We start from the raw sequence: 25,419 nt of genomic DNA on the forward strand, positions 1-25,419 counted from the left end.
GTCAGCCGCGGTAGCGGCCGATGACCTTGGTGAAGTCCCAGGGGTTCTGGGAGATGCCGGAGCAGCTGTCGGCGCTGCCGCCGGTGCACGGGCGGTCGCGGTTGACCGACCAGAACGTGAAGCGGGCCAGGTGGTGCTCGGACGCGTACGACAGCATCGACTCGAAGTCGGACAGGTTGACGCGCTCACCCGCGACGTCGGTGATGCCGTTCATCGAGGAGATGCCGATCTTGCGGTACGCCGCGTCGTCGCTCAGCCCGTACGCCGCCTTCACCTGGTTCTTCAGCCCGTCGGCCGCCTGCCGGGTCAGGGTGCCCATGTTGGTGGACCCGCCGCCGAAGTCGAACGGCATGATCACCCAGCCGTCCAGGTTCAGCCCGGACGCCGCGCCGCGCCGGATCAGGTCCTGACCGTTGCCGTCCGGCCCGGACGTCGTGGTCCCGAAGGTCAGGTACGTCGCGATCCCCGGGTTGTTCTGCTCGACGATCTTCAGCGCGTCGACCACCTTCTGCCGGACGGCGGCCTGGGAGAACTCCTGGTCCTCGATGTCCACGTCGATCGCCTTCAGCGACAGCGCGTTGATCACCTTCTGGTACGCCGCCGCCAGCTCGCTCGCCGTACCGCAGCTCTGTCCCAGCTTGTTGCCGGACCAGCCGCCGACCGAAACCACCACGTCGCCGCCGTTGGAGCGGATCGTGTTGAGCGCCTGCTGGTCGACGCCGCCGGTCAGCGGTCGTGAACCGTCCCACTGCGGGTTGCAGTAGCCGTTCGACAGGATGAAGGCCATCGTGAACCACTTCACGCCGGACGCGTTCATCACGGTCGCCGGGTTCGGCGGGTCACCCCAGCCCTGGTAGAGGTACGGCGCGGCCGCCATCGGCGCCCCACCCGCCGGCGGCGGTCCGTCGTCCGCCGCCGGGACGTTCCACTTCTGGTTCGCCGCACCGGTGCAGCTCCACAGCTGCAGCGGCGTACCGTTCGCGGAGTTGTTGCCGGTGACATCGAGGCACTTGTTCGCCTGCGGGTTCACGAGGTCGCGCCCGGACGTGTACGTCCACTGCTGCGCCCCGCTGCCGTTGCACGTCCATAGCTGCACCTTGGCGCCGTTCGCCACAGAGCCGCCGGACACATCCAGGCACTTGCCCAGTGCGCGGAGGGTCCCGTCACTGGAGCGCGTCCACTGCTGTGCGCTCGTACCGTTGCAGTCGTACAGCTGGACCTGCGTACCGTCGGCGCTGTTCGCCGCGGCGATGTCCATGCACTTGCCGGCCAGACCGGTGACGGCACCGGTGGCTGCCTGAGCCGTGACAGCCGGTGCAGCCAGAGTCAGTCCCAGGACGAGCGTCGCGCCCACTGCGAGTAATCGCTTCATGAGATGGTCCACTTCTGGTTGGCCGCACCGGTGCAGCTCCACAGCTGCAGAGGGGTGCCGTTGGCGGAGGTGTTGTTGGTGACGTCGAGACACTTGTTCGCCTGCGGATTCACCAGGTCATTGCCGCTTGTGTAGTTCCATTGCTGCGCCCCGCTGCCGTTGCACGTCCACAGCTGCACCTTGGCGCCGTTGGCCACAGAGCCGCCCGAAACGTCCAGGCACTTGCCGAGCGCGCGGAGTGTGCCGTCACCAGGACGGGACCACTGCTGGGCGGTCGTGCCGTTGCAGTCGTACAGCTGCACCGCCGTACCGTCGGCCGAGTTCGCACCGGCGACGTCGACGCACTTGCCGCCCAGGCCGGTGATCTGCCCGCTCGTACCACCACCGCCGCTCTGCGAGCCCGACCAGGTGAACGTCGCCGACGTCTTGGTCGGCAGCGTGTAGACGAAGGACTGCGATCCCCAATTGACCCGCACGGACTGTGAGCTGCCGGTGGTGTTGAAGGCGATCAGCGCCTTGGAGCCGTCGGGGTTCTTCCAGGCCACGTTCTTCACCGAGCTGTTCGCGGTCGAGTCGATCCGCAGCGCACCCGGCTTCACGAACTTCGTCAGGTGGCCCATCGTGTAGTACTCGACCGTCTTGGTGACCTGACCACGCTGGCCGTCGTTGCGGTGCACCGTCACGAGCCCGGTGCAGACGTTGCAGCCGGCGCCGACGTACGGCAGGTGGTCCTCGTCGAGCGCGATACCCCACTTGACCCACGACTTGTCCCAGTTACGGGTGTAGTCGATCAGGTTGTTCATGTCCTCGACCTGCTGGTTCGCGATCCACGTGCCGCCGGAGTGCTCGGTCATGTACGCGTTCACGCCCGGGTACTGGTTGTGCACCTGTGTCTGCAGGTTCACGTCACCGCCGTACCCGTGCCAGGCGATCCCGCCGAAGTTCGGGTGGTTGCGCAGCGCGGCGTCGGCGATCGGGACCGAACCGAGGTCGTTGTAGTTGCCCCAGTTGTAGTCGAGGATCAGCACCTTGGTGGTGAGCCCGGCCGCCTGCAGCGCGGGCATCAGGTTGTTCTTGGTGAACTCGAGCAGGCCGGAGCCGTTCCAGTTCATCGACGCGTAGCCGGTGCTGTCGCTGCCGCAGCAGGTCGGCTCGTTCTGCACCGAGATGTAGTCGATGTGGTTGCCCTGCGCCTCGTTCTGCTGCAGGTACTTGACGAAGTACTGCGCGTACATCGGCGCGTACTCCCACTTCAGCCACCCGCGGTGGACGAAGTCGTTGTTGTCCTTCATCCAGGCCGGCGCGCTCCACGGCGAGCCCATCACCTTCAGCGCCGGGTTGAGCTGCCGCGCCTGCTTGGTCAGCGGTACGACGTCGGCGAGGTCGTGCTGGATGCTGAAGTCGTTCAGGTCGCAGCAGGTGTCGTCGTAGGAGTAGTTGAAGCGGGCGAGGTCGGAGGCGCCCATCGGGTTCCGGACGAACGCGAGACCGATCCCGTTCACCGGGTCGAACAGGTCCCGCATCACCTGGTCGCGGGTCGCGGCCGAGATCACGTTGCTGCTGTTCAGCAGCCAGGCGGAGCTGTCCGCGAACGAGGCGCCGCCGCCCTCGAAGGACTGGTAGGTGGTGTTCTCGTTGACCGTGACGGTCTGGTTCGCGGTTCCGCCGGCCGGTCCGAAGTTCACCGGTGTCTGCTGCTGCAGACCGCGGGTCACGGTGCGGCCGGCCGAGTCGTTGGTAGTGGTCAGCCAGATGTTGACCTGTTCACCGGCGGCGACCGAGCCGACGGCGGGTGGAGCGGTTCCGAAGCCGAGTCCGGCGGCGGCCACGCAGAGCGCGGCGACCGCGGCCGGCAAAAGCCGTTTCGCGGGCATGGGGCGGTTCTCCCTTGTTTTAAAGGAGTATGAGGCGGTTCGAGTTGCCGGCGTCTGCCCGCGCCGCAACAGGTGGTCAGCACGAGGTAACCATTCGTGCATATCGGTGTCAACGGCGAAACCGAGACTTTTTTCAGATCTTTTATTTAGTCGCGGGGTTGACGTGGGAGCGTTCTCACGGCACGCTGCGGGCCAGTTATTGCCCTCATTCAGACGCCCCCGAAATGAGGTACTCATGAAGCGTCCCCGCATGCTCGCGTTCCTCGCGATCGGTGCAGCACTCGCCGGCACCGCCCTCCTCCAGCCCGCGGCCACCGGGCACCAGCAGGCCTCCGCCGCCACGACGGCGACGGTCTGGGAGGACACCTTCGACGGCCCGGCCGGCCAGGCCCCCGACCCCGCCAAATGGCGCTACGACATCGGCGGCGGCGGCTGGGGCAACAACGAGATGGAGTACTACACCAACAGCACCCGAAACTCCGCGCTGGACGGCAACGGCAACCTGGTGATCACCGCCCGGCAGGAGAACGGCGGCTACCAGTGTCACTACGGCCCGTGCCAGTACACGTCGGCCCGGCTGCTCACCGCGCAGACCTTCACCCAGACGTACGGCCGGTTCGAGGCCCGCATCAAGATCCCCCGCGGGCAAGGGATCTGGCCCGCGTTCTGGATGCTCGGCGGCGGCAACTGGCCGAACGACGGCGAGATCGACATCATGGAGAACATCGGCAAGGAGCCGGCCACCGTGCACGGCACGATCCACGGCCCGGGCTACTCCGGCGCCGGCGGGATCGGTGCCGCGTACAACCATCCGAACGGCTGGTCGTTCGCCGACGACTTCCACACCTTCGCGGTGGACTGGGCCCCGGACTCGATCACCTGGTACGTCGACGGCGTGCAGTACCAGCGCCGTACGCCGGCCGACCTCGGCGGCAACACCTGGGTCTTCAATCACCCGTTCTTCATGATCCTGAACCTCGCGGTCGGCGGCTACTGGCCGGGCTACCCGGACGGTACGACGGTGTTCCCGCAGACCATGACCGTCGACTACGTCCGCGTCTCCACGCTCGGCAGCTCGGGCGGCGGCGGCTCGCAGATCACCGGCCTGGCCGGCAAGTGCATGGACGTCGCGGCCGCGAACTCCGCCGACGGTACGCCGGTGCAGCTGTACGATTGCAACGGCACGAACGCGCAGAAGTGGACGCGCCCCGGTGACGGCACGATCCGCGCGCTCGGCAAGTGCCTCGACGTCAACGCCGGCTCACTCGCCGACGGCGCCAAGGTCCAGCTCTGGACCTGCAACGGATCCGGCGCGCAGAAATGGACCTACACCGCCGGCCACGACCTGGTGAACCCGCAGGCGAACAAGTGCCTCGATGTCACCGGCAACAACTCCGCCAACAGCACACCTCTCCAGACCTGGACCTGCACCGGCGCAGCCAACCAGAAGTGGACCGTCTAACGTACTGCGCCGCCGTCGCGGAGCAGGCGTACTACGGGGAGGGTCGCGGCGCCTAGCGCGACGGCGTCGCGGCCCAGTTCGCACAGGACGATGGAGACCTGGGCGTAGGGGCGGCGGAGGGCGTGTTTGCCGACCTCCGAGCGCAACTCGTCCAGGTGCTTCTCGCCGAGCAGCAGGCCGGCCCAGCCGCCGAGCACGATGCGCTCGGGGTTCACCAGGTTGACCAGGTTCGCGAAACCCGCGGCCAGGTAGCCGATCGTGTCGTCGACGATCGTTGCCGCGAGCTCCGAATCCGACTCCAGGAGCTCGACGAACGCGGTCTCCTCGTCACCGTCGGCCACGCCGCCGGCCTGCCGGTACCGGTCCAGGACGCCTTCCGCGCCGACGTACGTCTCGAGGCAGCCCAGCGCGCCGCAGCGGCACTGGCGGCCGCCGTACACGATCGTCATATGACCCCACTCGCCCGCGCTGCTGCGGGCGCCGCGGTAGCTGGAGCCGCCGGCCACCAGGGCCGAGCCCGCACCGGAGCCGACCAGGGCCACGACCACGTCGGTCGCGCCGCGGCCCGCGCCGAACCACATCTCAGCCTGGCCGAGCATGTTCGCGCCGTTGTCCACGTGCACCGGTATGTCGGTGCCCTCGGCAAGCATCGCGGCGAGCGGTACGGCGTCCCAGCCGAGCGTCTGCGCGTCGACGATCGCGTTGTCCTCGACGACACCCGAGACCGCGACCCCGAGGCCGAGGATCTGCTCCGGGCGCACTCCCGAGGACGCGACAACGGCCGAAAGCCCTTCCAGGACGTGCTTCACGACCTCTTCGGGCGTCGGCGAGCTGATCGGGTGGTCGGCCCGGGCCAGCACGTTCATGGCCAGGTCGAACAGCTCGACGCGGACCCGGGTCTCCCCCACTTCGGCGCCCACGACGTACCGGAAGGTCGGTGCCACCCGCAACAGCACCCGCGGCCGGCCGCCTTCGGACTCGACCGAACCGGCCTCCTCGACGACGCCTTCGGCGATCAGTTCGGCGACCAGGTTGCTCACGCTCGCCGCACTGAGCGAGGTCCGGCCGGTCAGCTCCTGGCGGCTCAGCGGACCATCGCGGTAGATGCTGGTGAGGATCACCGAGCGGTTGGACCGGCGCATGTCCCGCACCGTGGTCCGGCGAACTTCCATACCCCAACCTCACGCTGCGGGGCCCCAGGTGGGCCGCTCGTCCCCGAGTTCATCATGCCGTCCCACCCGACGGAAGAGGTGGCTTCTTCCAAGTCGTGAACTAAGTCGCGATTCGTTACCACTCCGTGATTGACGGCCCGTTGCGGTCTCGGCTTTGATCTACGGAACCGCTTCCGAAACCGGTTCCGTCCCATCCAGAGCGCCACCCTTACCGCCCGAGGGGAGTCAGCGTGTCGATCACCATCGCCGATGTCGCGGCCCGTGCCGGCGTCAGCAAGACGACCGTGTCACGCGTCCTCAACGGCAAGGGCGAGCTCGACCTGCGGACCGCCGAGCGGGTCCGCCAGGTGATCGCCGAGCTCGGGTACGTGCCGAGCGCCCGCGCGGTCGGCCTGGCCCGCGGCCGGACCCGGATCGTCGGAATGCTGGTCCCGTCGCTCACCTGGCCCTGGATGGGCGAGGTGCTGCAGGGCGCGGTCGACGTGGTCGAGAGCGAGGGCTACGGCCTGCTGCTGTTCACCTTCAACCGGGGTGAGGAATCCATGCAGCAGTTCGCGTCCCAGGTCTCGGCGCAGTCGTTCGACGGCCTGCTGGTGATCGAGCCCGAGGGCACGCTCACCTACATCGAGCAACTCCATGCGCGCGGTCTGCCGGTGGTCCTGATCGACGACCGCGACAAGCGCCCGCAGTTCCCGTCCGTCGCCACCACGAACTACGCCGGCGGCGAGTCCGCCGCCCGGCACCTGCTGGAGCTCGGTCGCCGCCGGCCGCTGGTGATCACCGGCGTCGAGCGCTTCGGCTGCACCCACGAACGCCTGGACGGTTTCCGCGACACCTATGCGGAGGCCGGCCTCGAGCTCGACCCGAGACTCGTGTTCGAAGGCGACTTCACCTACGAGAGCGGACGTCGCGGTGTCCAGCACGCGCTCGGCGAACGACTCGAGTTCGACGCGATCTTCGCCCACAACGACCTCTCCGCCGGCGGCGCCGTCCAGGCCGTCCGGGAGACCGGGCGGAACGTGCCGAACGACGTGTCGGTGGTCGGGTTCGACGACATCCCGTACGCCGAACACACCGAACCGCCGCTGACCACGGTGCATCAGCCGATGCGCCAGATGGGTCAGACCGCGGCCCGGATGCTGATGGGGTACTTCGGCGGCACGCCGCTGCCCGAGACCCCGCAGGTGCTGCCGACGACGCTGATCGTCCGCAGCTCAACCGCCCCGAAGAGTCGACCACTGGGGACCGCCCCCGCCCCGAAGAACCGGTCCCACCGGTAGATCTCCGGCGGCGGGGCAGCTGCCCCTGTCCCGCCGCCGGAACCACCCCTCGACACCGAACCGATATGGCGTTCGCTCTTCCGATGAGAGCGTTCTCACGCCAGGATGCACTGGCCCACCGGCTCAGGGTGGGCCATCCGTCAACTGGAACACAGGAGGAACCGATGCGAGCACGACGTAGCGTCGCGCTGGCCCTGGCGGGCCTGCTCGCGGCAGCCACCCTGGCTGCTTGTAGTAGCGGGGACGGGAAGTCAGGCAGCTCTGGAAACGGCGGATCGGGCACAGGCGCGACCGTGCTCAACGTCGGGATGCCGAACGGTCCGCAGACCGAGAACCACAACCCGTTCCTCGGCTCCTCCTCGGGCGCCTCGCTGGGCTACCGCTGGATGATCTTCGAGCCGCTGGTGATGATCAACGGGATCAAGCCGACCGAACCCGGCAAGCCCTGGCTGGCGACCGAGTGGAAGTGGGACGCCAACTACACCAAGCTGTCGCTGACGGTCCGCGACGGCGTGAAGTTCTCCGACGGTCAGCCGATGACCGCCGACGACGTGGCGTACTCGTTCCAGATCCGCAAGGACAACGAGGCGCTGAACTCCGACGCGATCCCGTACGGCACCATCACCGCGTCCGGCAACAAGGTCGACCTGACCTTCACCCGGTCGCAGTTCACCAACCAGAACAAGATCCTGACCGTGTTCGTGATCCCGAAGCACCAGTGGTCGACGATCAAGGACCCGAGCCAGGACACCCTGAAGAGCCCGATCGGCACCGGTCCGTACACGGTGAAGTCGTTCACCCCGCAGACCACGACGCTGACGCTGCGCGACTCGTACTGGCAGGACCTGCCCAAGGTCAAGGAACTGCGGTACACCTCGTACAACGACAACAACGCGCAGACCACCGCGCTGGCCAACGGCGCCTCGGAGTGGAGCTTCGTCTTCGTCCCGAACGTGAAGGCCGTCTACCAGGACAAGGACCCGAAGAACCACAAGCTGTGGTTCCCGGCGAACCTCGGGATCCACGGTCTGTGGATCAACACCACCCGCAAGCCGTTCGACAACCCGGCCCTGCGGCGCGCGATGAACCTGGTGATCAACCGCGACGACATCTTCCAGCAGGGCGAGGCCGGGTACTTCTACCCGAAGGTCGAGTCGATGACCGGCATCCCGACCCCGGCCGGTGAGTCCTTCATCGCGCCGGAGTACAAGGACCTCAAGCACAAGGTGGACGTCGAGGCGGCCAAGAAGGAGCTCACCGACGCCGGCTTCAAGCTCGAGGGCGACGCGCTCAAGGACCCGTCCGGCAAGCCGGTGACGATCACGCTGACCGACCCGGCCGGCTGGTCCGACTACATCACCGACCTCGAGATCATCAAGGACAACCTGTCCACGATCGGGATCAAGGCGACCGTCGACAAGGCCAACCAGGACGCGTGGTTCAAGAACATCGACGAGGGCAACTTCGACGCCGCGATGCACTGGACCAACGGCGGCGCGACGCCGTACGACATCTACCAGAACATCATGGACGGCAAGATCCTGAAGCCGGTCGGCAAGGGCGGCGTGAGCGGCAACTACGGCCGGTTCAACAGCCCGGAGGCGACCAAGGCGCTGGACCAGTACGCCAACGCCGCGGACGACGCGACCCGTACCACCGCGCTGAACACGCTGCAGAAGATCATGGTCGAGCAGATGCCGATCATCCCCACCTCGGCGTCCAACGTCGGCGGTCTCTACAGCACCAAGAACTGGGTCGGCTGGCCCGACGAGCAGAACCAGTACGGGCCGGCGCAGCCGACCCAGCAGAACGCTCTGCAGATCATCCTGAACCTGAAGCCGGCCGGCAGCCAGTAACAGCGGTGCACGGCGCCAGGCCCACGGGCCTGGCGCCGTCGCCTTGAGGAGAGACTGATGACGGTCACCGAGACCGAGGTTGTTCTGGAGGCCGAGGGCCTCACCAAGCATTTCCCGGTACGGCGGGGAATCCGTGATCTGCTGTCCCGCGAGCACAAGGCCGTGCACGCCGTCGACGACGTCCGGTTGACGCTGCGCCGGGGCCGGGTGACCGCGCTGGTCGGCGAGTCCGGGTCGGGCAAGTCGACCGTCGCGCGGCTGCTGGCCCAGTTGTACGGACGCACCTCGGGTGAGATCCGGCTGCACGGCGAGCCGATCACCGTGCACGGCGGCCGGAAGTTCCGCGCCTACGCGCGCCGGGTGCAGATGATCTTCCAGGACCCGTTCGCCTCGCTGAACCCGACGCACACCGTGCGGTACCACCTGACCCGGTCGCTGCGCATCCACGGCCGCGAAGGCGATCTCGAGCAGAACCTGCGCGACCTCCTGGCGCAGGTCCAGCTCACTCCCCCGGAGCGCTACCTGGACAAGTTCCCGCACGAACTGTCCGGTGGTCAGCGCCAGCGGGTCTCGATCGCCCGCGCCCTCGGCGCGGACCCCGAGGCGCTCCTCGCCGACGAACCGGTGTCGATGCTTGACGTGTCGATCCGGCTCGGCGTCCTGAACCTGCTGCGAGACCTGAAGGAACGGCTGAACCTCGCCATCCTCTACATCACCCACGACATCGCCTCCGCCCGGTACTTTGCTGACGAGACCTTGGTGATGTACGCCGGCCGCATGGTCGAGGGCGGCGACTCCGAGACCGTCACGCAGCACCCGGCCCACCCGTACACGCGGCTGCTGATCGACAGCGCGCCGGACCCCGACCGGCTCGGGCAGCTCGGTACACCCGAGGACCAGGCCGGCGGCGAGCCGCCGAGCCTGATCGCGCCGCCCAGTGGCTGCCGGTTCAACCCGCGCTGCGTGCACGCGATGCCCAAGTGCTCGACCGATCTGCCGCCCCGCTTCGAACTGCCGGTCGCCGGTCACTGGGCCGCGTGCTGGCTCTACGAAGAAGGGACGGCCAAGTGAAGTTCCTCCTGCAGCGGCTGGCCTTCTACGTCTTCACCGCGTGGGCCGCGCTGACCATCAACTTCTTCATCCCGCGGCTGATCCCGGGCGACCCGGTGACGTCGCTGATCAACAAGTTCCAGGGCCAGATGAGCACCGACGCGATCAACTCGCTCTACGTGCTGTTCGGCCTGGACAAGAACGCGTCGCTGTGGAGCCAGTACGTCGACTACTGGGGCCAGGTGTTCCGCGGCGACCTCGGGTTGTCGTTCACGTTCTTCCCGACCCCGGTCTCGGAGATCCTCCGGCAGAGCCTGCCCTGGACGATTGCGCTCGTCGGTATCACCACCTTCGCCAGCTTCATGATCGGTACGTCACTCGGCGTCCTGGCCGGCTGGCGGCGCGGATCGGTGATGGACGGGTTGTTGCCGGTGACGACGTTCCTGTCGTCGATCCCGTACTTCTGGCTCGGTCTGCTGGCGATCACGCTGCTCGCCGGACCGGACAGCTTCTTCCCGTCCTCGGGCGGCTACGAGCCCGGGCTGGTGCCGGGCTGGAGCGGCGAGTTCATCGGCAGCGCGATCCAGCACAGCCTGCTGCCGGCGATCACGATCCTGATCTCCTCGGTCAGCGGCTGGATCCTGACCATGCGGAACATGATGGTCACGGTGTCCTCCGAGGACTACATCACCGTCGCACACGCCAAGGGCCTGCCCGAGCGCCGGGTAATGGTCAGCTACGCCGCGCGGAACGCCCTGTTGCCGAACGTTTCCGGCTTCGCGCTGTCGCTCGGCTTCATCGTCGGCGGCACGCTGCTGGTGGAGATCGTGTTCTCCTACCCGGGCATCGGCTACAACCTGTTCCAGGCCGTCGGCGCCAAGGACTACCCGCTGATGCAGGGCGTCTTCCTGGTCATCACGTTGTCCGTGCTGGTCGCCAACCTGCTGGCCGACGTCGCCTATCTCCTGCTCGATCCGCGGACCCGGAAGGAGGGCTGACGATGTCCGCACCAGCCACCACCATCACCGCGGTCACGCCCGAAGGCCCTGAGGTCGCGGCGGCGCCCGCGAAACGCCGCCGGCTGCGGTTCGTCGCGAACCCGAAGGCCGCGACCGGCCTGGTCGTGCTCGCGTTCTTCTGCCTGATCGCGATCATCGGCCCGTGGGCCGCGCCGTACGACCCGTCCGCCCGCAGCAGCGACCTGATCCAGGCGCCGTCCGGCAAGCACTGGTTCGGCACCACGCACCTCGGGCAGGACATCTTCAGCCAGGTGCTCGTCGGCACCCGCGGCGTGATGTTCGTCGGCCTGCTGGCCGGCCTCGTCGCGACCGCGCTGTCGATCCTGATCGGCGTCAGCGCGGGCTTCCTCGGCGGCGCCGCGGACGACAGCCTGTCCGCGCTGTCCAACGTTTTCCTGGTGATTCCGGCGCTCCCGCTGATCATCATCGTCGCGTCCACGATCCCCTCGGCCGGCGACCTGATGGTTGCCTTGGTCATCGGTTTGACGTCCTGGGCCTGGGGCGCCCGGGTGCTGCGAGCGCAAACGCTGTCCTTGCGCCGCCGCGACTACGTCGAAGCCGCGCGGGCCACCGGCGAGAGCACCTGGCGGATCATCACCTTCGAGATCATGCCGAACCTGACCGCGATCATCGCCTCCGGTTTCGTCGGCACCGTGATCTTCGCGGTGATGTCCGAGATCACGCTGGCGTTCATCGGGATCTCCACGATCTCCGAGTGGAACTGGGGAACCATCCTGTTCTGGGCGCAGAGCCAGCAGGCGCTGGCCCAGGGTGCCTGGTGGTGGTTCGTCCCGGCCGGTCTGGCGATCGCGGTCCTCGGCACGGCACTGTCGCTGATCAACTTCGGCATCGACGAGTTCGTCAGCCCACGACTGCGCAGCAGCGGCCGCACCCGGGTGAAGACCAAGGACGGCCACTCGGTGCGGATGCGGGTCGGCTTCACGCCGGTGCTGTCGTCGAAACAGGCGCCGGTGACCCCCGTCGTACGCCGCCGTGAGGAGGAGGTCGCGTGAAGACGCCGGTGCTGGAGATCAAGAACTTCCACGTCGACTACGGCCTCGGTGACGAAGCCGTGCAGGCGGTCCGTGACGTCAACCTGACGCTGCACCGCGGCGAAGTCCTCGGCCTGGCCGGCGAGAGCGGCAGCGGGAAGTCGACGCTGGCCTACGGCGTGACCCGGCTGCTGCCGCCGCCCGGCGTGATCAGCGGCGGGTCGGTGGTCTACCACCCGCCGTCGGGCGATCCGTACGACGTGATGGCGCTGACCGACGCGGAACTGCGGACATTCCGCTGGGCGGAGACGTCGATCGTGTTCCAGGGCGCGATGAACTCGCTGAACCCGGTGCACAAGGTCTCCACCCAGATGCTCGACGTGATCAAGGCGCACGAGCCGCAGCTGTCCCCGCAGGCCCGGATCGCGCGGGCTCAGGAAATGCTGAAACTCGTCGGGATTTCCGCGGACCGGATGGACGCGTACCCGCACCAGCTGTCCGGCGGTATGCGGCAGCGGGTGATGATCGGGATGGCGCTCGTCCTCGAGCCGCAGGTGGTGATCATGGACGAGCCGACCACCGCGCTCGACGTGGTGATGCAGCGGCAGATCCTCGCGCAGCTGGTCGAACTGCGCGAGCGGCTCGGGTTCTCGGTGCTGTTCATCACCCACGACCTGTCGCTGCTGGTCGAGTTCTCGGACCGGATCGCGATCATGTACGGCGGGCGCATCGTCGAGGAAGCCCGCTCCAAGGAGCTCTACACCGACAGCCTGCACCCCTACAGCGAAGGCCTGCTGAAGTCGTTCCCCGCCCTGCGCGGCGAACGGCGCGAGCTCTCCGGGATCCCTGGTTCACCACCCGATCTGCGCGGCATGCCGTCGGGCTGCTCGTTCCATCCGCGATGCCCACAAGCGTTCGAGCGCTGCTCGGCGGAGATCCCGGTCCTGGAGATCCCGTCGGCCCGCAAGGACCCCAACCGATCTGTCGCGTGCTGGCTCCCCGGCCGCACAGCCTAGAAAGGCGAAGATGAGCACCACTCCTGAGACCCTCGTCGGAGGGTTCCCGTCCGGCTTCCGGTGGGGTGTCGCAACCTCGGCGTACCAGATCGAGGGTGCGGTGAGCGCGGACGGCCGGACGCCGTCGATCTGGGACACGTTCTGCCGGGTTCCGGGAGCGATCGACAACGGCGACACCGGCGACATCGCGTGCGACCACTACCACCGGATGCCGGCGGACGTGGCGCTGATCAAGGACCTCGGCCTCGACACGTACCGCTTCTCGGTGGCCTGGCCCCGGGTCCAGCCGCGCGGCAAGGGCCCGGTGAACGCGGCCGGGATCGGCTTCTACGACCGGCTGGTCGACGAGTTGCTTGCCCAGGGCATCGACCCGTGGGTGACGCTGTACCACTGGGACCTGCCGCAGGAGCTCGAGGACGCGGGCGGCTGGCCGGTGCGCGACACGGCGTACCGGTTCGCCGAGTACGCGATGCTGGTGTTCGACGCGTTGCAGGACCGGGTGAACACCTGGACCACGCTGAACGAGCCGTGGTGCTCGGCGATGCTCGGCTACGCCTACGGCCTGCACGCCCCGGGCCGGCGCGAGTACCCGGCCGCGATCGCCGCGGTCCACCACCTGCTGCTCGGCCACGGGCTCGCGACCCAGCAGATGCGCGCGGCCGCGCCGCGCAAGCTCGACATCGGGATCACGCTCAACGTGGCGACGGCGTACCCGGCCTCGGACGCGGCACCGGACGTCGACGCGGCGCGGCGGGCGGACGGGATGGGCCGGCGGATCTACCTCGACCCGCTCGTCCACGGGCACTACCCGGCCGACGTGGTCGCGGACCTCGCCCGCGAAGGGGTCGAGCTGCCGATCGAGGACGGCGACCTGGAGATCATCGCGGCGCCGATCGACGTGCTCGGCGTGAACTACTACTTCAGTCAGAAGTTCACCGGGTACGCCGAGGACGGCAGCACCGTCGACGGCAACGGCCTTCCGGTGAGCCGCGACGTGCCGCTGGGCCGGCCGCGCACCGCGATGGACTGGGAGATCGTCCCCGAGGGATTCACCGACCTGCTGCTCAGCATCGCCCGTGACTACCCCGGCCTGCCGATGGTCATCACCGAGAACGGCTCCGCCTTCGACGACGTGGCCGACGAGAACGGGTACGTCGACGACACCGGCCGGACGGCGTACTTCACGTCCCACCTGGGTGCCGTGGCCGACGCGATCGCGCAGGGCGCCGACATCCGCGGCTACCTGGCCTGGTCGTTGATGGACAACTTCGAATGGGCCTACGGGTACGTCAAGCGCTTCGGCATCGTCCGGGTCGACTATGAAACCCAGACCCGGACGCCGAAACAGAGCGCGCTCCACCTGAAGCAGCTCGCCGCACTCCACCGGGCCGGCCGAACGGCGTGACGTGAAGTCCCACGGGCCGGCATCACCGGCCCGTGGAGCGGCGCCTACTCCTTGATCTCGCGGCCGTGGACGGTCAGCGCCCAGATGATCAGGATGTCCATCAGGATCATGATGCCCGACCAGAACGGGTGCGCGGCCAGGAATCCGACGTTCACGATCGCGCTCGCCATCGCCACCAGGACGCCGACGATCCGGGCCCACAGCTGGCCGGCGAACACCGCGATACCGGCGCCCGCGACGATGGCGCCGCCGATGATGTGCACCCAGCCCCAGACCGTGTAGGAGACCTGCACGGTGAGGTGCGACTTGTCGACCTGGAAGTAGCCGTCCTCGAACAGGGCGACGAACCCCTGGAGCACGTGGAAGATGCCGAGCAGCACCATGATCACGCCGGCGAACGCGATCCAGCCGACCCAGGCCGACATCGCCGTGGGCTGGACGTGGTACGGCTTCTCCGGCTCAGCCACGTCGGCGGTTTCGTGCGGTCTCGTGTGCGACATGGCCGGTCTCCCCTCGACGGAATCGTCGGTTCCAGCCTTCGCCGCGTCGGCCCCGCGTGCCTCATCCGGCGAGGATGAGGCAGGTCAGGCGGGGAGGTGACAGGTTCCTGAGGGTGAGTGCGACGCCACGGCGATCCGGTGCCGACCAGCCCGGGGCCGGCGGACCACGCAGCGTGGGCCGGCTGGTCTGGTGGTGTTGTGCCTGCGTGACGGCCGGAATCGGGATCCTCTGCATCTTCGCCTGGTGGGGTTGGTCGGCCGCGGTCGTGCTGGTGGCGTTCGGCACGCTGGTGGCGGCCGTCGTCGCGTCATCCGTCTGGTCGGGCGACGACGTCCAGGGGGCGGGTCGCAAGATCGCCAAGACGACAGGCGCCGGCGCCGTCCTCGGCCCCGCCATAGCCGGCCTGATCGCAGCCTTCGGATCCGCCGGCCTCCTGATCGCCCTGATCCTCGCCGTGACAATGCCCTCACTCACAGCCCTCGTACGCGCACGCTGGTTCCCACCAGCCCGGCCGAACGACACAGAGCCCCACGAAGCACTGCCCGACGAGACCCACCGCGGCGACACACGGCCCCACGAAGCACTCCCCGACGAGACGCAGCCCGGCGACACACGGCCCCACGAGGCACAGTACGGCGGGCCGCAGCCGAGCGAGACCCAGGCGAACGACGCACAGCCCGGCGAGACGTGGCCACACCAGGCACAGTCCGGCGGGACGCAGCCCGGCGAGGCGCGGCCGCACGAGGCACAGTCCGGCGAAGCCCAGTCCAGCCAGACCCACGCGAACGACGCGCAGCCCGGCGACGCACAGCCGAACGGCGCGCAGCCAGGCGAGACTCAGGCGAACGAGGCGCAGCCGGGCCAGGCGCAGTCCGGCGAGACCCAGGCGAACGACGCGCAGCCCGGCGACGCGCAGCCGAACGACGCGCAGCCCGGCGAGACTCAGCCGGACGGCGTACAGCCGGGGCAGGCGGAGCCCGGCGAGACCCAGGCGGACGACGCGCAGCGGGGCGAGGTGTGGCCGGTGGGGGGCCGGGCGGGCGACGGGCAGGCCGCGGCGGCGCAGTCGGGGGCGGCGCAGTCGGGGGCGGCGGCGGAACTTGCGCGGCTGGATGATGAGGCGCTTTGTCTGGAGTGGCGCCGGAGCTTCTTCCGGTTGGAGGCTGCTTCGACGGCGAGTGCGCGACTGGCCGTGGTCCAGGAGCGGCAGCGGTATCTCGACGAGTTGCACCGGCGATCGCCGGACGGGCTGGCTGCCTGGTTCGCCTCGGGTGCGCGAGCCTCCGGCGACCCGCTGCCGTACGTCGACGAGACTCGGCGCCGGATCGAGTGACCCGGCGCCGGCCCTGAACCTCCAGGTCTAGACCTGCGGACCTTGGGCGCTGCTCCAGGGAGCGTCGCCGACGCCGCCCAGGCGGTCCCGGACGTCGGACCACCGCGCGGTGAGGGCCCACAGCACGATCACGTCGAGCGCGATCATCAGCAGCGACCAGACCGGGTAGGCGCCGAACGAGGCGACCTGCGAGACGGCGTGCAGGCAGACCACCACGATCGCGGCGATCCGCGACCAGCCGGTGGCGGCGAGCAGGCCGCCACCGACGGCCATCAGGAGCAGGCCGGAGATCAGCAGGGCCCACCCCCAGGCGGTCGTGTTCACGACGACGAAGTGCTCCGGTTTCGCGGCCAGCCGGTCATCGGCGAACCACGCGACGAACGCCTGGAAGACGTTCACCAGGCCGATCACCATCAGCATCGCGCCGGCGAACACGACGAACCCGGACAGCGCCAGCCCTTTCCGTTCGGCGTCCATCGGCGTCGACTCAGGCCTTCAGGTCGCGACCGTGCACGGCCAGTGCCCAGATCACGAAGACGTCGACGGCGATGATCATGATCGCCCAGAACGGGTAGTACGGGATGAAGGTGAAGTTGGCGAATGCGCTCAGCACCGCCAGGATGATGCCGACCACCCGCGCCCAGGTCTGTCCGGCCATCACCGCGAAGCCGGCCAGCGCCACCAGCGCACCGCCGATCAGGTGGATCCAGCCCCAGGCGGTGGCGTCGAACTGGAACAGGTAGTTGCGGGTGGCGACGTAGAACTCGTTCTCGAAGAGCGCCACCAGGCCGGAGAACGCCTGGAAGGATCCGGCCATGATCATCATGACGCCGGCGAACAGGACGAAACCGACCGCCCAGCTGCTGGTCTCGTGTTCCTCGCCCGCGGCGTCGTAGTGCGATGCTGCTGCCCCTTGGGTCACTGTCGTTCACTCCCTGGGTATGTTGGGTCATCACGGTCCGGAGTCCGGCGGCCACAACGGCCTGTCGGTTCCCCGGCCCGCTAGTCGGACGATGCGCCGGGCCGCGCGGACCTGCATCACCCGCTCCGGACGATCTGGTCCCGAAACGCCGCGGCCGAGCGGTGTCCGGCGCCTCAGGCCGGGATCAGGCTGAGCGCCCGGGCACGGCGTACGGCCTCGTTGCGCCGTGACACCGCGAGCTTGCGGAGAATGTTGCGGATGTGGGTGCGTACGGTGTTGACCGACACGTACATCTCCAGCGCGATCTCCTCGGTGGTGAGCAGCTCGGACAGGTGACCGAGCACCTCCATCTCCTTCGGAGTGAGCGGCTCGATGATCGGCTCGGCGTCCGCGCGGCCGGGAGCCGCAGCGGTGCGGATCCGGACCGTCCTGGTCCGGGGGCCGAGGACGGGCCGGAGCCAGGGGTTCTGGCCGACCAGCTCCGGGTCGGACTCGAGCAGCTGCCGGACGGCCGGGGCCGCCTCCCAGAACGGCCGGCGCAGTTCCTCCGGCCGGGCCAGGCGGACGGCGTCGGCGACCGCGGTCCGGGCGCGGCCGGACTCCCCGCGGTGCAACTCGTACGCCGCTTCCAGCAGCCGGGCGCCGACCGTGGCCTGCAGCGGCATTTCGTTGCCCTGAGCAAGAATGCGGGAGACCGACGCCGCGACACCGGTCCAGTTCTCGCGCTGCAGATGCGCCTGACCGAGCACGAGGGTGCCGACGGCGTCGGTGCGGTCGTCCAGCTGCTCGATCATCCGTGCCGCCTCGTCGGGCCAGCCCTGGGCGACCTTCAGCTTGGCCGCTTCGACCTGGAGCGGGCGTGCCGGCCAGCCGATGTCGACGCCGGTCCGATCGGCGGCCGCCTCGACCAGGGCCATGGCCTCGTCGAGCGCTCCGCGAGCCTCCAGCAGACGCGCCTGTACCACGGCCGCCCGGGCTTGCAGGACAGGTTCGTCGCACGCGTCGAACGACCGCATCGCCGCTCTGACGTGGTCGTCGCCGTCCCGGAGCTCGTGACGTTCGATGCTCACGCCGGCGAGGGCGATCTCGGTCGCGGCCGGAGGCCATTCAGCCAGCACCCCCGCGCACTCGGTGAGGGCGACCGACCGAGCCGCCCACTCGCGAGCGTCGCGCAGTGCGCCCTCGGCGGAGTCGAGCAGCGCGAGGTAGCCGAGGCACGCCGCGGTCAGGTTCTCGTATCCCGGCACCACCGCACCCACCGCGGCGACCAGCGCGGCGCGTGCCCCGGCGATGTCGCCGTCCTGCAGGAGCGCCCGCGCCTTGACGGCCCGGATCAGCAGGGCAAGCTCGGGATGGGCCGCGAGCTTCCGCCGATCCCGTGTGCCGAGTTTCTGCTCGGCCAGGTCGGCGAGCAGCGCGGTGCGCGGATCGCCGGTCAGCGACGAGCACACGGTCCGGACGATGTCGGCCGCCAGTTCGACGGCCTGATCGTGGTCCGACTCCGGGACCAGCGACGTACAGGCCTGCTCCAGCTCGCGGGTACACCAGGCGGTGTCACGGTCGGTCAGAGCCAGCGCGGCCCTGACCACCCTGGCGGCCGGATCGCCGACGTCGGGCGGCATCTTCCGCAGGGTCACGTACACCCCGCAGCTGTCGTCACCGAGCAGGACCGCGCCGATGGCGAGACCGTCCACGACATACGCCGAGGCGTCGCTCCAGGCCCCGGCCTCGGAGGCCAGGCCGACGGCGGCTTCGAGCAAGCCTTCCCGTGCGAACCAATCGGCCGCCTTCTTCAGCAGCTGTTGCCGTTGCCGCGGTGATTCGTAGGCGAGTTCGGCGCGCAGCAGGTCGCGCAGGAAGGGGTGGTAGCGGTACCAGCCGGGATGGTCGGGCAGCGGCTCGACGAGCACGTTGCCGGCGGACAGCGACACGAGGGTCTGCCCGGCCGAAGGCCCGCCGAGCTCTTCGATCAGCCCGGGCTGGAGCACGTCCACGACGCTGGTCCGCAGCAGCAGCGACCGTACTTCGGCCGACTGCGTTCGGAGCATCTCGACCGACAGGTACTGGGCGATGTTGCCGCTGTCGCCGGCGAGATGGGCCACTGCCTCGTCCGGATCGTCGCTGCGCTCCAGGTACATGCTCGCGAAGCGCAGGCCGACCGCCCAGCCGCGGGTCCGCCGGGTCAGCGCCGTGACGGAGTCGCTGCGCACGCTGATCCGCGACAGGTGGATCAGGCGGGCCGTCTCCGCCTCGGTGAAGGCGAGATCCGCCATCCGGATCTCGGTGATGATCTCTGCCTGGCGGTAGCGCAGCAGCGGAAGCGCGGGATCGACGCGGGTCAGGATCACCACGTGCAGGCGCTGATCGCTGTGCTGCAGCAGGAAGTCGAGGTCGCTCGACTGCTCGGCGCCGGCGATCTCGTAGCCGTCCAGCACGAGCGTCACCGGGTGCGTCCGCAGGGCCAGCGCCGTGGCGAGCTCGGTGAGCAGCTGGGAGTGGGCGTCCGCGGTGTCGTCACGGGCTCCTGGCAGGACCACGCCCTGCCGGCGGAGGGCTTCGACGACCTCGGCCAGGAACATCGCTGCCGGAACGTCCTGCTCCTCCAGCGTCAGCCAGGCAATGCCCCGCCCGGTCGCTGCCCGCCGGGCCGCTGCCCAGGCGGCAACGAGGGCGGTCTTCCCGCTCCCGGCCGGAGCACTGACCAGCGTCAGCGGCAGCTCGGCGCCCCGGTCCAAACGCTTGTTCAGGCGCGGCCTGTCGACGTACCGCCGCGGACGGCGCGGGATACCGAACCGAACCGCCGACAAGGGGTCGACGGACCCTGCACCGTCGACCCCAGCGGGCTGCTCGGTTCCGAACTTCCCCCCCATGAGCCATACCGTGACCCCGCTGGAGTCCGACGGCATCACCCGAAGGGGGTAATGCCGGGCGAATGCGCGTAGCATGGGGCGAGACAGGGCTGGTCGTGGGGGCGCGATTCAGACCGAGTGCCTCGTCGCGGGGGCGATGTGATCCGGGGCTACTCAGGGCCAGCGCTCGGTACCCGTGCGTTTGTCCGTCGTCCAGATGGAGGGGCCTTCGGTACGGACTGCGTGCGGTCGACAGGGTCGGGGCAATGTCACCTGCTGACGCCGAACAGTTCCTTTTCGATGCCTCCGCGGCGTCGGACATCCACCTGCTCACTACCAAGCTGGCGCGGCCGCGCGTGCCGTCGACGTACGTCGACCGGCCGCGGATCGCGGGCATGCTCGACGAGGGCACGCGGCGCGCGCTGACGGTGGTGAGCGCGGGCGCCGGCTGGGGAAAGACGCTGGCGACGGCGTCGTGGGCCGCGGCGCCCCCGGGCCCGGGTTCGGTGGCGTGGCTCTCGCTCGACGAGAGCGACAACCATCCGCGCTCCTTCTGGACCTCGTTCGTGGCCGCGATCCGCAGCGCCACCGAGATCCCCCACGGCAACCCGCTGGCGGGTCTCGCACCGGGCCTCGGCGGCAGGGACGGCAACCATCGCCGGCTCGTCGCCGGGCTGACCGGGCTGCCGGATCCGGTCGTCGTCGTCCTCGACGACTTCCAGATCGTGCGCGAACCGGCGGTGCTCACCGGGATCGCCGAGCTGCTGCGGCACCCGCCCGAGCAGTTGCGACTGGTGCTGCTGTCGAGGGCGGTTCCCGCACTTCCACTGCGCCGCCTCGAACTCAGGGGCGAGCTGGCCGAGATCCGCTCCCATGACCTCGCCTTCGACGTCCCCGAGGCGCTGGCGCTGTTCGCCGCCGACGGCGTCCCGATCGAGCCGGACGAGGCACGGTTGCTCGTCGACCGGACCGAAGGCTGGCCGGCCGGGCTCCAGCTGGCGGCCTACTTCCTCAAACGCGGAGGTCCGGACCGGACCGCGGCGGACTTCGCCGGCAACGACCAGGCAGTGAGCGACTACCTCGTCGAGGAGGTGCTCACCAACCAGCCACCCGAGCTCCAGCAGTTCCTGCTGCGGACCTCCGTGACCGAACGGCTGACCGGCGGGCTCGCCCAGGCGCTGACCGACGATTCCCGCGGGCAGCGCTTCCTGGAGCTGCTCGAGAGGTCGAACGCGTTCGTGGTCGGGCTGAGCCCGGACCGGCACTGGTACCGGTACCACCCGATGCTCCGGGAGATGCTGCGTCACCAGTTGATGCTCGTCGAACCGGAGATCGTGCCCGACCTGGAACGGCGGGCCGCCCTCTGGTTCGCGGCGAACGGTCAGCCGATCGAGGCGTTGCGGCACAGCGCGGACGCGGCCGACTGGGCGCTGCTCGGCCGGCTGTTCGTCACCAGGGCCGCCCCGCTGATGGTTTCGTCCGAACGCTCGGCGGTCGCGGCGCAGCTGGCCCGCATTCCGGCCGGCCGGCTCACCGAGGCCCCGACACTGGCCGTGGCCGCGGCGGCCCTGTGTATGCACGCCGGCCGGGTACAGGAGATGCGTCCGCACCTCGACCGGGCCCGGGCACAGCTGGACCGGACGAGTCCGGAGGCGCGGATCGGCACCTCGATCGCGATCCATGTGTTCTCGGCCGCCGTCACCCGCTCCCGCGGCGACATCGACGCCCTGGTCGCGGACTCCGCGGCGGCGGTCGGCGAGACGTCCGGACCGGGTGCGTCGCTTCCGGCGGCCGATCAGTACCGCGCGATCGCCCTGAGCAATCTGGGCACCGGCCTGCTGTGGTGCGACACCTTCGACGAGGCCGAGGCGCGTCTGCAGGAAGGGCTCCGACTCACCACCGCCCATCGGCTGGACGCCTCCCGGATCAACGTCCTGGCCCATCTGGGACTCGCCGCCGCCGTCTCCGGCCGGCTGCAACGGGGTTTCGGGTACGCCACCCAGGCCGTCGAACTCGTCGACGCCCGCGGCTGGGAGCCGCTCCCGCAGGCCGCAACGGCGTACCTGGCGCTGTCGATCATCCACCTTCGGTGGAACGACCTCGACGAGGCGCAGAGCCAGCTGGCCCGCGGCGCCGAGGCCGCGCGTCCGGAACTGACGGCCAGGTGCGCGGCCGGTCTGGCGCAGGCACGTCTGTACGCGTCCCTCGGCCGCGTCGAGGCGGCGCGCGAGCAGCTGGCGCGCGTGCGCGGCGAGATCGAGCGGTGGCGGCCACCGGTCCTGCTGCAGCGCTGGTATGCCGTCACCGAGGCCGAGCTCGACCTTGCGGCGGACGACCCGGCGGCGGCGATCGCCAGGTTCGATGCACCGACGGGCTATCAGCCGCCCTTCGATCGGGAGCAGACCTGCCTGGCGGAAGCGTTCCTCGCCGGCGGTGACACGCACCGCGCCGAGGCGATCCTCTCGCCGCTGCGGGTCAGCACGAACGATCCCACCGCCGCGGTGGAGGTCTGGCTGCTCACGGCGCTGTTGGCCGACCGGCAGGGTGCGACCGACCGCGCCCTCGGCGCCCTCGGCCGGGCGGTGGACGCTGCACGGCGCGAGGGCGTCCGCCGGCCGTTCCTGTTCGGGCCGACGGATCGGCTGTCGCGGCTGCTGCCCCTGACCGCGCGATGGGATCCCGAGGCCGCCGCCTTCCTGGACGAGCTGATCGCGGGTCTGGGCCTGGTCAAGCCGCTGGGCGCGCTGAGCGCCCCGACGACCGAGCCGTTGACGGACCGTGAGCTGACCGTCCTGAACTACCTGCCGACGATGATGACCAACGCGGAGATCGCGGTGGAGCTGTTCGTGTCGGTGAACACGGTGAAAGCACACCTCAAGCGGATCTTCCAGAAACTGGGCGTCACCAGACGCCGGGACGCCGTACGGCGCGCCCGCGAGCTCGGTCTGCTGAGCAAGCGACCCGGCCGCTGACGCCGACCGGTCCGGGGCGGGCCGAGATCGTCCGCCGAGGGTGAAGCCTGCCAGGGTCGGCCGCGCCTACCGTCGGCACACAGGTGGACTGTGCGATCGGCCGGTGGGATCGATCCGCACCCGGCCACCGCCGTCGCTCTTGGTGTCATTCTCTGAGGGGTGGGTGGCGCCAAGAGCCGGCAGCCGCAGGCTGCCGCGTCCCTGGTGATGTGGAGGGTGCCGTGGTCATCCACCGAGTCATTGACCGAGCCGATCGGCGACCTGGCGAAGGGCTGGGAACATGAGCCGGCCGACGCCGTCCCACGGCGCCGGCAGGAACCAGGGCGGCAGTTCCACCGGCAGCACGATCTGGTCATGGTCGGCCCATCTCGCCACGGCGGCCGGCCTCGGATGTGCGCTCGTCAGCTGGGACGTGACCACCGTCGTACTCTGCGTGGTTCTGCTCGTGCTGGTGACCGGCGTCATCGCAGCGTCCCTGTGGGCAGAGGAGGGACGGCGTGCGGTGCCCCGGATCTTCCGGGCCGCTTTCAGCGGCGGGCTGGCAGCCCCGGCCGCGGTGGGGCTGATCATCGTCCTCAAGCTCGCCGGCGTCCTGCTGGTGCTGGCGCTGGTCGCGACGTCGCCTCCTGTCACCTCGTTCCTCAGGGCGCGACGGGAAGCCAAGGGCGGCCTTCCGGGCACCCCGCCGGGGTCGCCCGCAGCTCGCATCCCCGCGACGTCGCTCATCGGCGGTCCCGCGGCCGAGCCGGTCGTGGAGCTCGAGTCCCTCGACGACGAGGCGGTGTGTCTCGCCTGGCGGCGAAGCTTCCGCCGGCTGGAGGCGGCCGTCACGGCGGCGGAGCGTCTGGCCGTCGTCGAACAGCGGCAGCGCTATCTCGACGAACTCGACCGGCGCTCCCCGGACGGAGTCGCAGCCTGGCTCGCCGCCGGCGCGCGAGCGTCCGGCAACCCCCTGCCGTACGTCGCCGACCACCGGCGCCGGGCAAGCTGACTACTTCGCGGCGCCCGGGACGGCTTGTCCCGGAACCATCGGCGGGGCCTGGGACGCTGACCTGCCCGCACCGACCAGGACCTGTACGACGGCCAGCAGCCCGACGACGAGCACGAGCGACCAGAACAGCCGGGACACCGACATGTTGTTGCCCCAGAGCAGTACGACGGCGCCCACCAGGCCGGCCACCACACGCAACCATCCGGCGTTCGGCGCGACCCATCGGCCGGCGTTGCCGACCGGTCCGTCGGCGAGCGAACCACCGATGTTCTCCAGCCCGCCCCGGATCGTGCCGCGGACCGCGGATCCGTATCTGTTGGCACCGGCGAACCAGCCGACGACGATCAGGATCAGGCCCAGCCAGAGCATGACCTGCCGACCTCGGTCCAGGTAGACGAGCAGGGTGTTGTAGAAGACCCTGCTCGCCGGGGCGAACACCGTTCCGGCGAGAGCGTCGCTGAACAGCTGGCGTCCGACGGCGATGGCCAGCGCCACCAGCAGCGCGTTCGCCGCCAGCACCGCGCCGATGATCACCGTGGTCCGCGGACGCCGCCGGGAGAGCACCAGCGCGGCCAGATAGAGGCCTGCCACCACCACGATCAGCCACTGCGCCACCGGGTTCGCGAACGCGTAGATGTTCTTGATCTGCTTCAGCTGCGGCGCTTCCAGCAGGACGATCTGCTTGTCGACATTGGGGATCGGGATGTTCTGCACGATCGTGAGGCCGCGGTCGACGAGGCGTTGCTTGACACGCTCGATGACCTCGGAGACGTCGAGCACGACCTGATCGCCCTGGAGCTGAACGGCACCGGATTGATCACCGTTCAGCAGCCGTTGCAGGGATTGCTGGGCTCTGGTGTTGACCGCGGTCCAGAGGTCGGCGAACTCGTCCGAGGCGAGGAACTCCCGGACCTGGCGGTCGATCAGGCTGTTGATCGCGGCGGCCAGCGGACCGACGAGTCGCTGCAGCCGCGGCCGGTCGGTGATCACCCCGGAGAACACGTCGTTGAGCAGCGCCTCGATGTCGACCTGTTGCTGGATCGTGTCGGTCACCTTCGTCGCGATGGCGTTCTGGACCTCGGGCGAGTCCACCAGCGGCCCCACCGTGTTCACGTAGCGTGTGGTGTCGTTGAGGGTCCGGTGCCCCCAATAGGCGATGCCCGCCGGCGCCGTCAGCAACGCCGCCAGCAGCAGGCAGATCACCACCGCGGCCGATCGGCCCCGCGACGGCCGCTCCGCGGCGGGCGCGGCGGACGCAGTGGGCTCGGGATCTGGCACCGTCGGGCCTGGATCGGACATGCTGCGCCTCCTCGACGGTCGTCTGAGGGATCGATCGTCTCCGCAGCGGACAGC

The 25,419-nt window shown here is 69.4% G+C and carries 19 protein-coding genes; 11 read left to right on the forward strand and 8 right to left on the reverse strand.

Annotation, left to right across the window (positions count from 1 at the left end; all coding sequences use genetic code 11):
* Position 1: 1 nt before the first annotated feature.
* Complete coding sequence (locus AB0I12_RS06420) at positions 2-1,372, reverse strand: ricin-type beta-trefoil lectin domain protein (protein ID WP_359925428.1); 1,371 nt, start codon at positions 1,370-1,372, stop codon at positions 2-4.
* Complete coding sequence (locus tag AB0I12_RS06425; RefSeq protein WP_359925431.1) at positions 1,369-3,246, reverse strand: ricin-type beta-trefoil lectin domain protein; 1,878 nt, start codon at positions 3,244-3,246, stop codon at positions 1,369-1,371. The genes AB0I12_RS06420 and AB0I12_RS06425 overlap by 4 nt, the downstream gene beginning before the upstream one ends.
* Positions 3,247-3,481: 235 nt before the next feature.
* Here AB0I12_RS06425 and AB0I12_RS06430 point away from each other — a divergent pair, with 235 nt between their 5' ends.
* Positions 3,482-4,708, forward strand: coding sequence for a family 16 glycosylhydrolase (locus AB0I12_RS06430; protein ID WP_359925433.1), 1,227 nt, complete (start codon positions 3,482-3,484; stop codon positions 4,706-4,708).
* Here AB0I12_RS06430 and AB0I12_RS06435 read toward each other — a convergent pair.
* Positions 4,705-5,880, reverse strand: a complete 1,176-nt coding sequence (locus AB0I12_RS06435) for an ROK family transcriptional regulator (RefSeq protein WP_359925436.1) — start codon at positions 5,878-5,880, stop codon at positions 4,705-4,707. The genes AB0I12_RS06430 and AB0I12_RS06435 overlap by 4 nt on opposite strands.
* A gap of 230 nt (positions 5,881-6,110) precedes the next feature.
* Here AB0I12_RS06435 and AB0I12_RS06440 point away from each other — a divergent pair, with 230 nt between their 5' ends.
* The 7 genes from AB0I12_RS06440 (at position 6,111) to AB0I12_RS06470 (ending at position 14,498) form a co-directional block, all read left to right on the forward strand.
* Positions 6,111-7,160 carry a LacI family DNA-binding transcriptional regulator gene (locus tag AB0I12_RS06440; protein ID WP_359925438.1) on the forward strand — a complete coding sequence of 350 codons (1,050 nt, stop codon included), beginning with the start codon at positions 6,111-6,113 and terminating at the stop codon, positions 7,158-7,160.
* Positions 7,161-7,324: 164 nt separating this feature from the next.
* Positions 7,325-9,016 carry an ABC transporter substrate-binding protein gene (locus AB0I12_RS06445; protein WP_359925441.1) on the forward strand — a complete coding sequence of 564 codons (1,692 nt, stop codon included), beginning with the start codon at positions 7,325-7,327 and terminating at the stop codon, positions 9,014-9,016.
* 57 nt (positions 9,017-9,073) lie between these two features.
* Positions 9,074-10,087: an ABC transporter ATP-binding protein gene (locus AB0I12_RS06450; protein WP_359925443.1), complete on the forward strand. Its 1,014-nt coding sequence runs from the start codon at positions 9,074-9,076 to the stop codon at positions 10,085-10,087.
* Positions 10,084-11,064 carry an ABC transporter permease gene (locus AB0I12_RS06455; RefSeq protein ID WP_359925446.1) on the forward strand — a complete coding sequence of 327 codons (981 nt, stop codon included), beginning with the start codon at positions 10,084-10,086 and terminating at the stop codon, positions 11,062-11,064. The genes AB0I12_RS06450 and AB0I12_RS06455 overlap by 4 nt, the downstream gene beginning before the upstream one ends.
* Positions 11,065-11,066: 2 nt before the next feature.
* The gene (locus tag AB0I12_RS06460; RefSeq protein ID WP_359925449.1) at positions 11,067-12,098 is read left to right on the forward strand and encodes an ABC transporter permease; all 1,032 of its coding nucleotides are present in this window, start codon (positions 11,067-11,069) and stop codon (positions 12,096-12,098) included.
* Entirely contained in the window at positions 12,095-13,093 is a 999-nt protein-coding gene (locus tag AB0I12_RS06465) for an ABC transporter ATP-binding protein (protein ID WP_359925452.1), read from the forward strand. The genes AB0I12_RS06460 and AB0I12_RS06465 overlap by 4 nt, the downstream gene beginning before the upstream one ends.
* Positions 13,094-13,103: 10 nt before the next feature.
* A complete protein-coding gene (locus AB0I12_RS06470) occupies positions 13,104-14,498 on the forward strand; it encodes a GH1 family beta-glucosidase (protein WP_359925455.1) in 1,395 nt (464 codons plus the stop codon).
* A 44-nt stretch (positions 14,499-14,542) separates the two neighbouring features.
* Here AB0I12_RS06470 and AB0I12_RS06475 read toward each other — a convergent pair whose 3' ends face one another.
* Positions 14,543-14,998 carry a hypothetical protein gene (locus AB0I12_RS06475; RefSeq protein ID WP_359925458.1) on the reverse strand — a complete coding sequence of 152 codons (456 nt, stop codon included), beginning with the start codon at positions 14,996-14,998 and terminating at the stop codon, positions 14,543-14,545.
* A gap of 206 nt (positions 14,999-15,204) precedes the next feature.
* On the opposite strand from AB0I12_RS06475, the gene AB0I12_RS06480 reads away from it, so the two are divergent.
* On the forward strand, positions 15,205-16,332 hold the full coding sequence (locus AB0I12_RS06480) for a hypothetical protein (RefSeq protein ID WP_359925461.1): 1,128 nt from the start codon (positions 15,205-15,207) through the stop codon (positions 16,330-16,332).
* Between the two features lie 27 nt (positions 16,333-16,359).
* On the opposite strand, the gene AB0I12_RS06485 is transcribed toward AB0I12_RS06480, so the two are convergent.
* The 3 genes from AB0I12_RS06485 to AB0I12_RS06495 all read right to left on the reverse strand — a co-directional run bounded on the left by AB0I12_RS06485 (position 16,360) and on the right by AB0I12_RS06495 (position 20,124).
* Entirely contained in the window at positions 16,360-16,809 is a 450-nt protein-coding gene (locus tag AB0I12_RS06485) for a hypothetical protein (RefSeq protein ID WP_359925462.1), read from the reverse strand.
* A gap of 10 nt (positions 16,810-16,819) precedes the next feature.
* Positions 16,820-17,254, reverse strand: a complete 435-nt coding sequence (locus tag AB0I12_RS06490; protein WP_359925465.1) for a hypothetical protein — start codon at positions 17,252-17,254, stop codon at positions 16,820-16,822.
* Positions 17,255-17,427: 173 nt separating this feature from the next.
* Positions 17,428-20,124, reverse strand: coding sequence for a LuxR C-terminal-related transcriptional regulator (locus tag AB0I12_RS06495; RefSeq protein ID WP_359925468.1), 2,697 nt, complete (start codon positions 20,122-20,124; stop codon positions 17,428-17,430).
* Positions 20,125-20,369: 245 nt separating this feature from the next.
* On the opposite strand from AB0I12_RS06495, the gene AB0I12_RS06500 reads away from it, so the two are divergent.
* Both AB0I12_RS06500 and AB0I12_RS06505 read left to right on the forward strand, forming a co-directional pair.
* Positions 20,370-23,075, forward strand: coding sequence for a LuxR C-terminal-related transcriptional regulator (locus AB0I12_RS06500; RefSeq protein WP_359925471.1), 2,706 nt, complete (start codon positions 20,370-20,372; stop codon positions 23,073-23,075).
* 280 nt (positions 23,076-23,355) lie between these two features.
* Positions 23,356-24,066 (forward strand): hypothetical protein, encoded by a 711-nt coding sequence (locus tag AB0I12_RS06505; RefSeq protein WP_359925474.1) that lies wholly within the window; start codon positions 23,356-23,358, stop codon positions 24,064-24,066.
* Here the strand turns inward: AB0I12_RS06505 and AB0I12_RS06510 are convergent, their stop codons facing one another.
* On the reverse strand, positions 24,067-25,365 hold the full coding sequence (locus tag AB0I12_RS06510) for a hypothetical protein (protein ID WP_359925475.1): 1,299 nt from the start codon (positions 25,363-25,365) through the stop codon (positions 24,067-24,069).
* Positions 25,366-25,419: the final 54 nt, after the last annotated feature.

Origin of the sequence: Kribbella sp. NPDC050459 (genome assembly GCF_040655315.1) — a bacterium.
GTDB lineage: Bacteria > Actinomycetota > Actinomycetes > Propionibacteriales > Kribbellaceae > Kribbella.

Bases quoted from the DNA above. Each gene is read 5' to 3' on its own strand.
- AB0I12_RS06420 (WP_359925428.1), bottom strand. From the start codon at position 1,372: ATGAAGCGATTACTCGCAGTGGGCGCGACGCTCGTCCTGGGACTGACT.
- AB0I12_RS06425 (WP_359925431.1), bottom strand. From the start codon at position 3,246: ATGCCCGCGAAACGGCTTTTGCCGGCCGCGGTCGCCGCGCTCTGCGTG.
- AB0I12_RS06430 (WP_359925433.1), top strand. From the start codon at position 3,482: ATGAAGCGTCCCCGCATGCTCGCGTTCCTCGCGATCGGTGCAGCACTC.
- AB0I12_RS06435 (WP_359925436.1), bottom strand. From the start codon at position 5,880: ATGGAAGTTCGCCGGACCACGGTGCGGGACATGCGCCGGTCCAACCGC.
- AB0I12_RS06445 (WP_359925441.1), top strand. From the start codon at position 7,325: ATGCGAGCACGACGTAGCGTCGCGCTGGCCCTGGCGGGCCTGCTCGCG.
- AB0I12_RS06450 (WP_359925443.1), top strand. From the start codon at position 9,074: ATGACGGTCACCGAGACCGAGGTTGTTCTGGAGGCCGAGGGCCTCACC.
- AB0I12_RS06460 (WP_359925449.1), top strand. From the start codon at position 11,067: ATGTCCGCACCAGCCACCACCATCACCGCGGTCACGCCCGAAGGCCCT.
- AB0I12_RS06470 (WP_359925455.1), top strand. From the start codon at position 13,104: ATGAGCACCACTCCTGAGACCCTCGTCGGAGGGTTCCCGTCCGGCTTC.
- AB0I12_RS06475 (WP_359925458.1), bottom strand. From the start codon at position 14,998: ATGTCGCACACGAGACCGCACGAAACCGCCGACGTGGCTGAGCCGGAG.
- AB0I12_RS06485 (WP_359925462.1), bottom strand. From the start codon at position 16,809: ATGGACGCCGAACGGAAAGGGCTGGCGCTGTCCGGGTTCGTCGTGTTC.
- AB0I12_RS06495 (WP_359925468.1), bottom strand. From the start codon at position 20,124: ATGGGGGGGAAGTTCGGAACCGAGCAGCCCGCTGGGGTCGACGGTGCA.
- AB0I12_RS06500 (WP_359925471.1), top strand. From the start codon at position 20,370: ATGTCACCTGCTGACGCCGAACAGTTCCTTTTCGATGCCTCCGCGGCG.
- AB0I12_RS06505 (WP_359925474.1), top strand. From the start codon at position 23,356: ATGAGCCGGCCGACGCCGTCCCACGGCGCCGGCAGGAACCAGGGCGGC.
- AB0I12_RS06510 (WP_359925475.1), bottom strand. From the start codon at position 25,365: ATGTCCGATCCAGGCCCGACGGTGCCAGATCCCGAGCCCACTGCGTCC.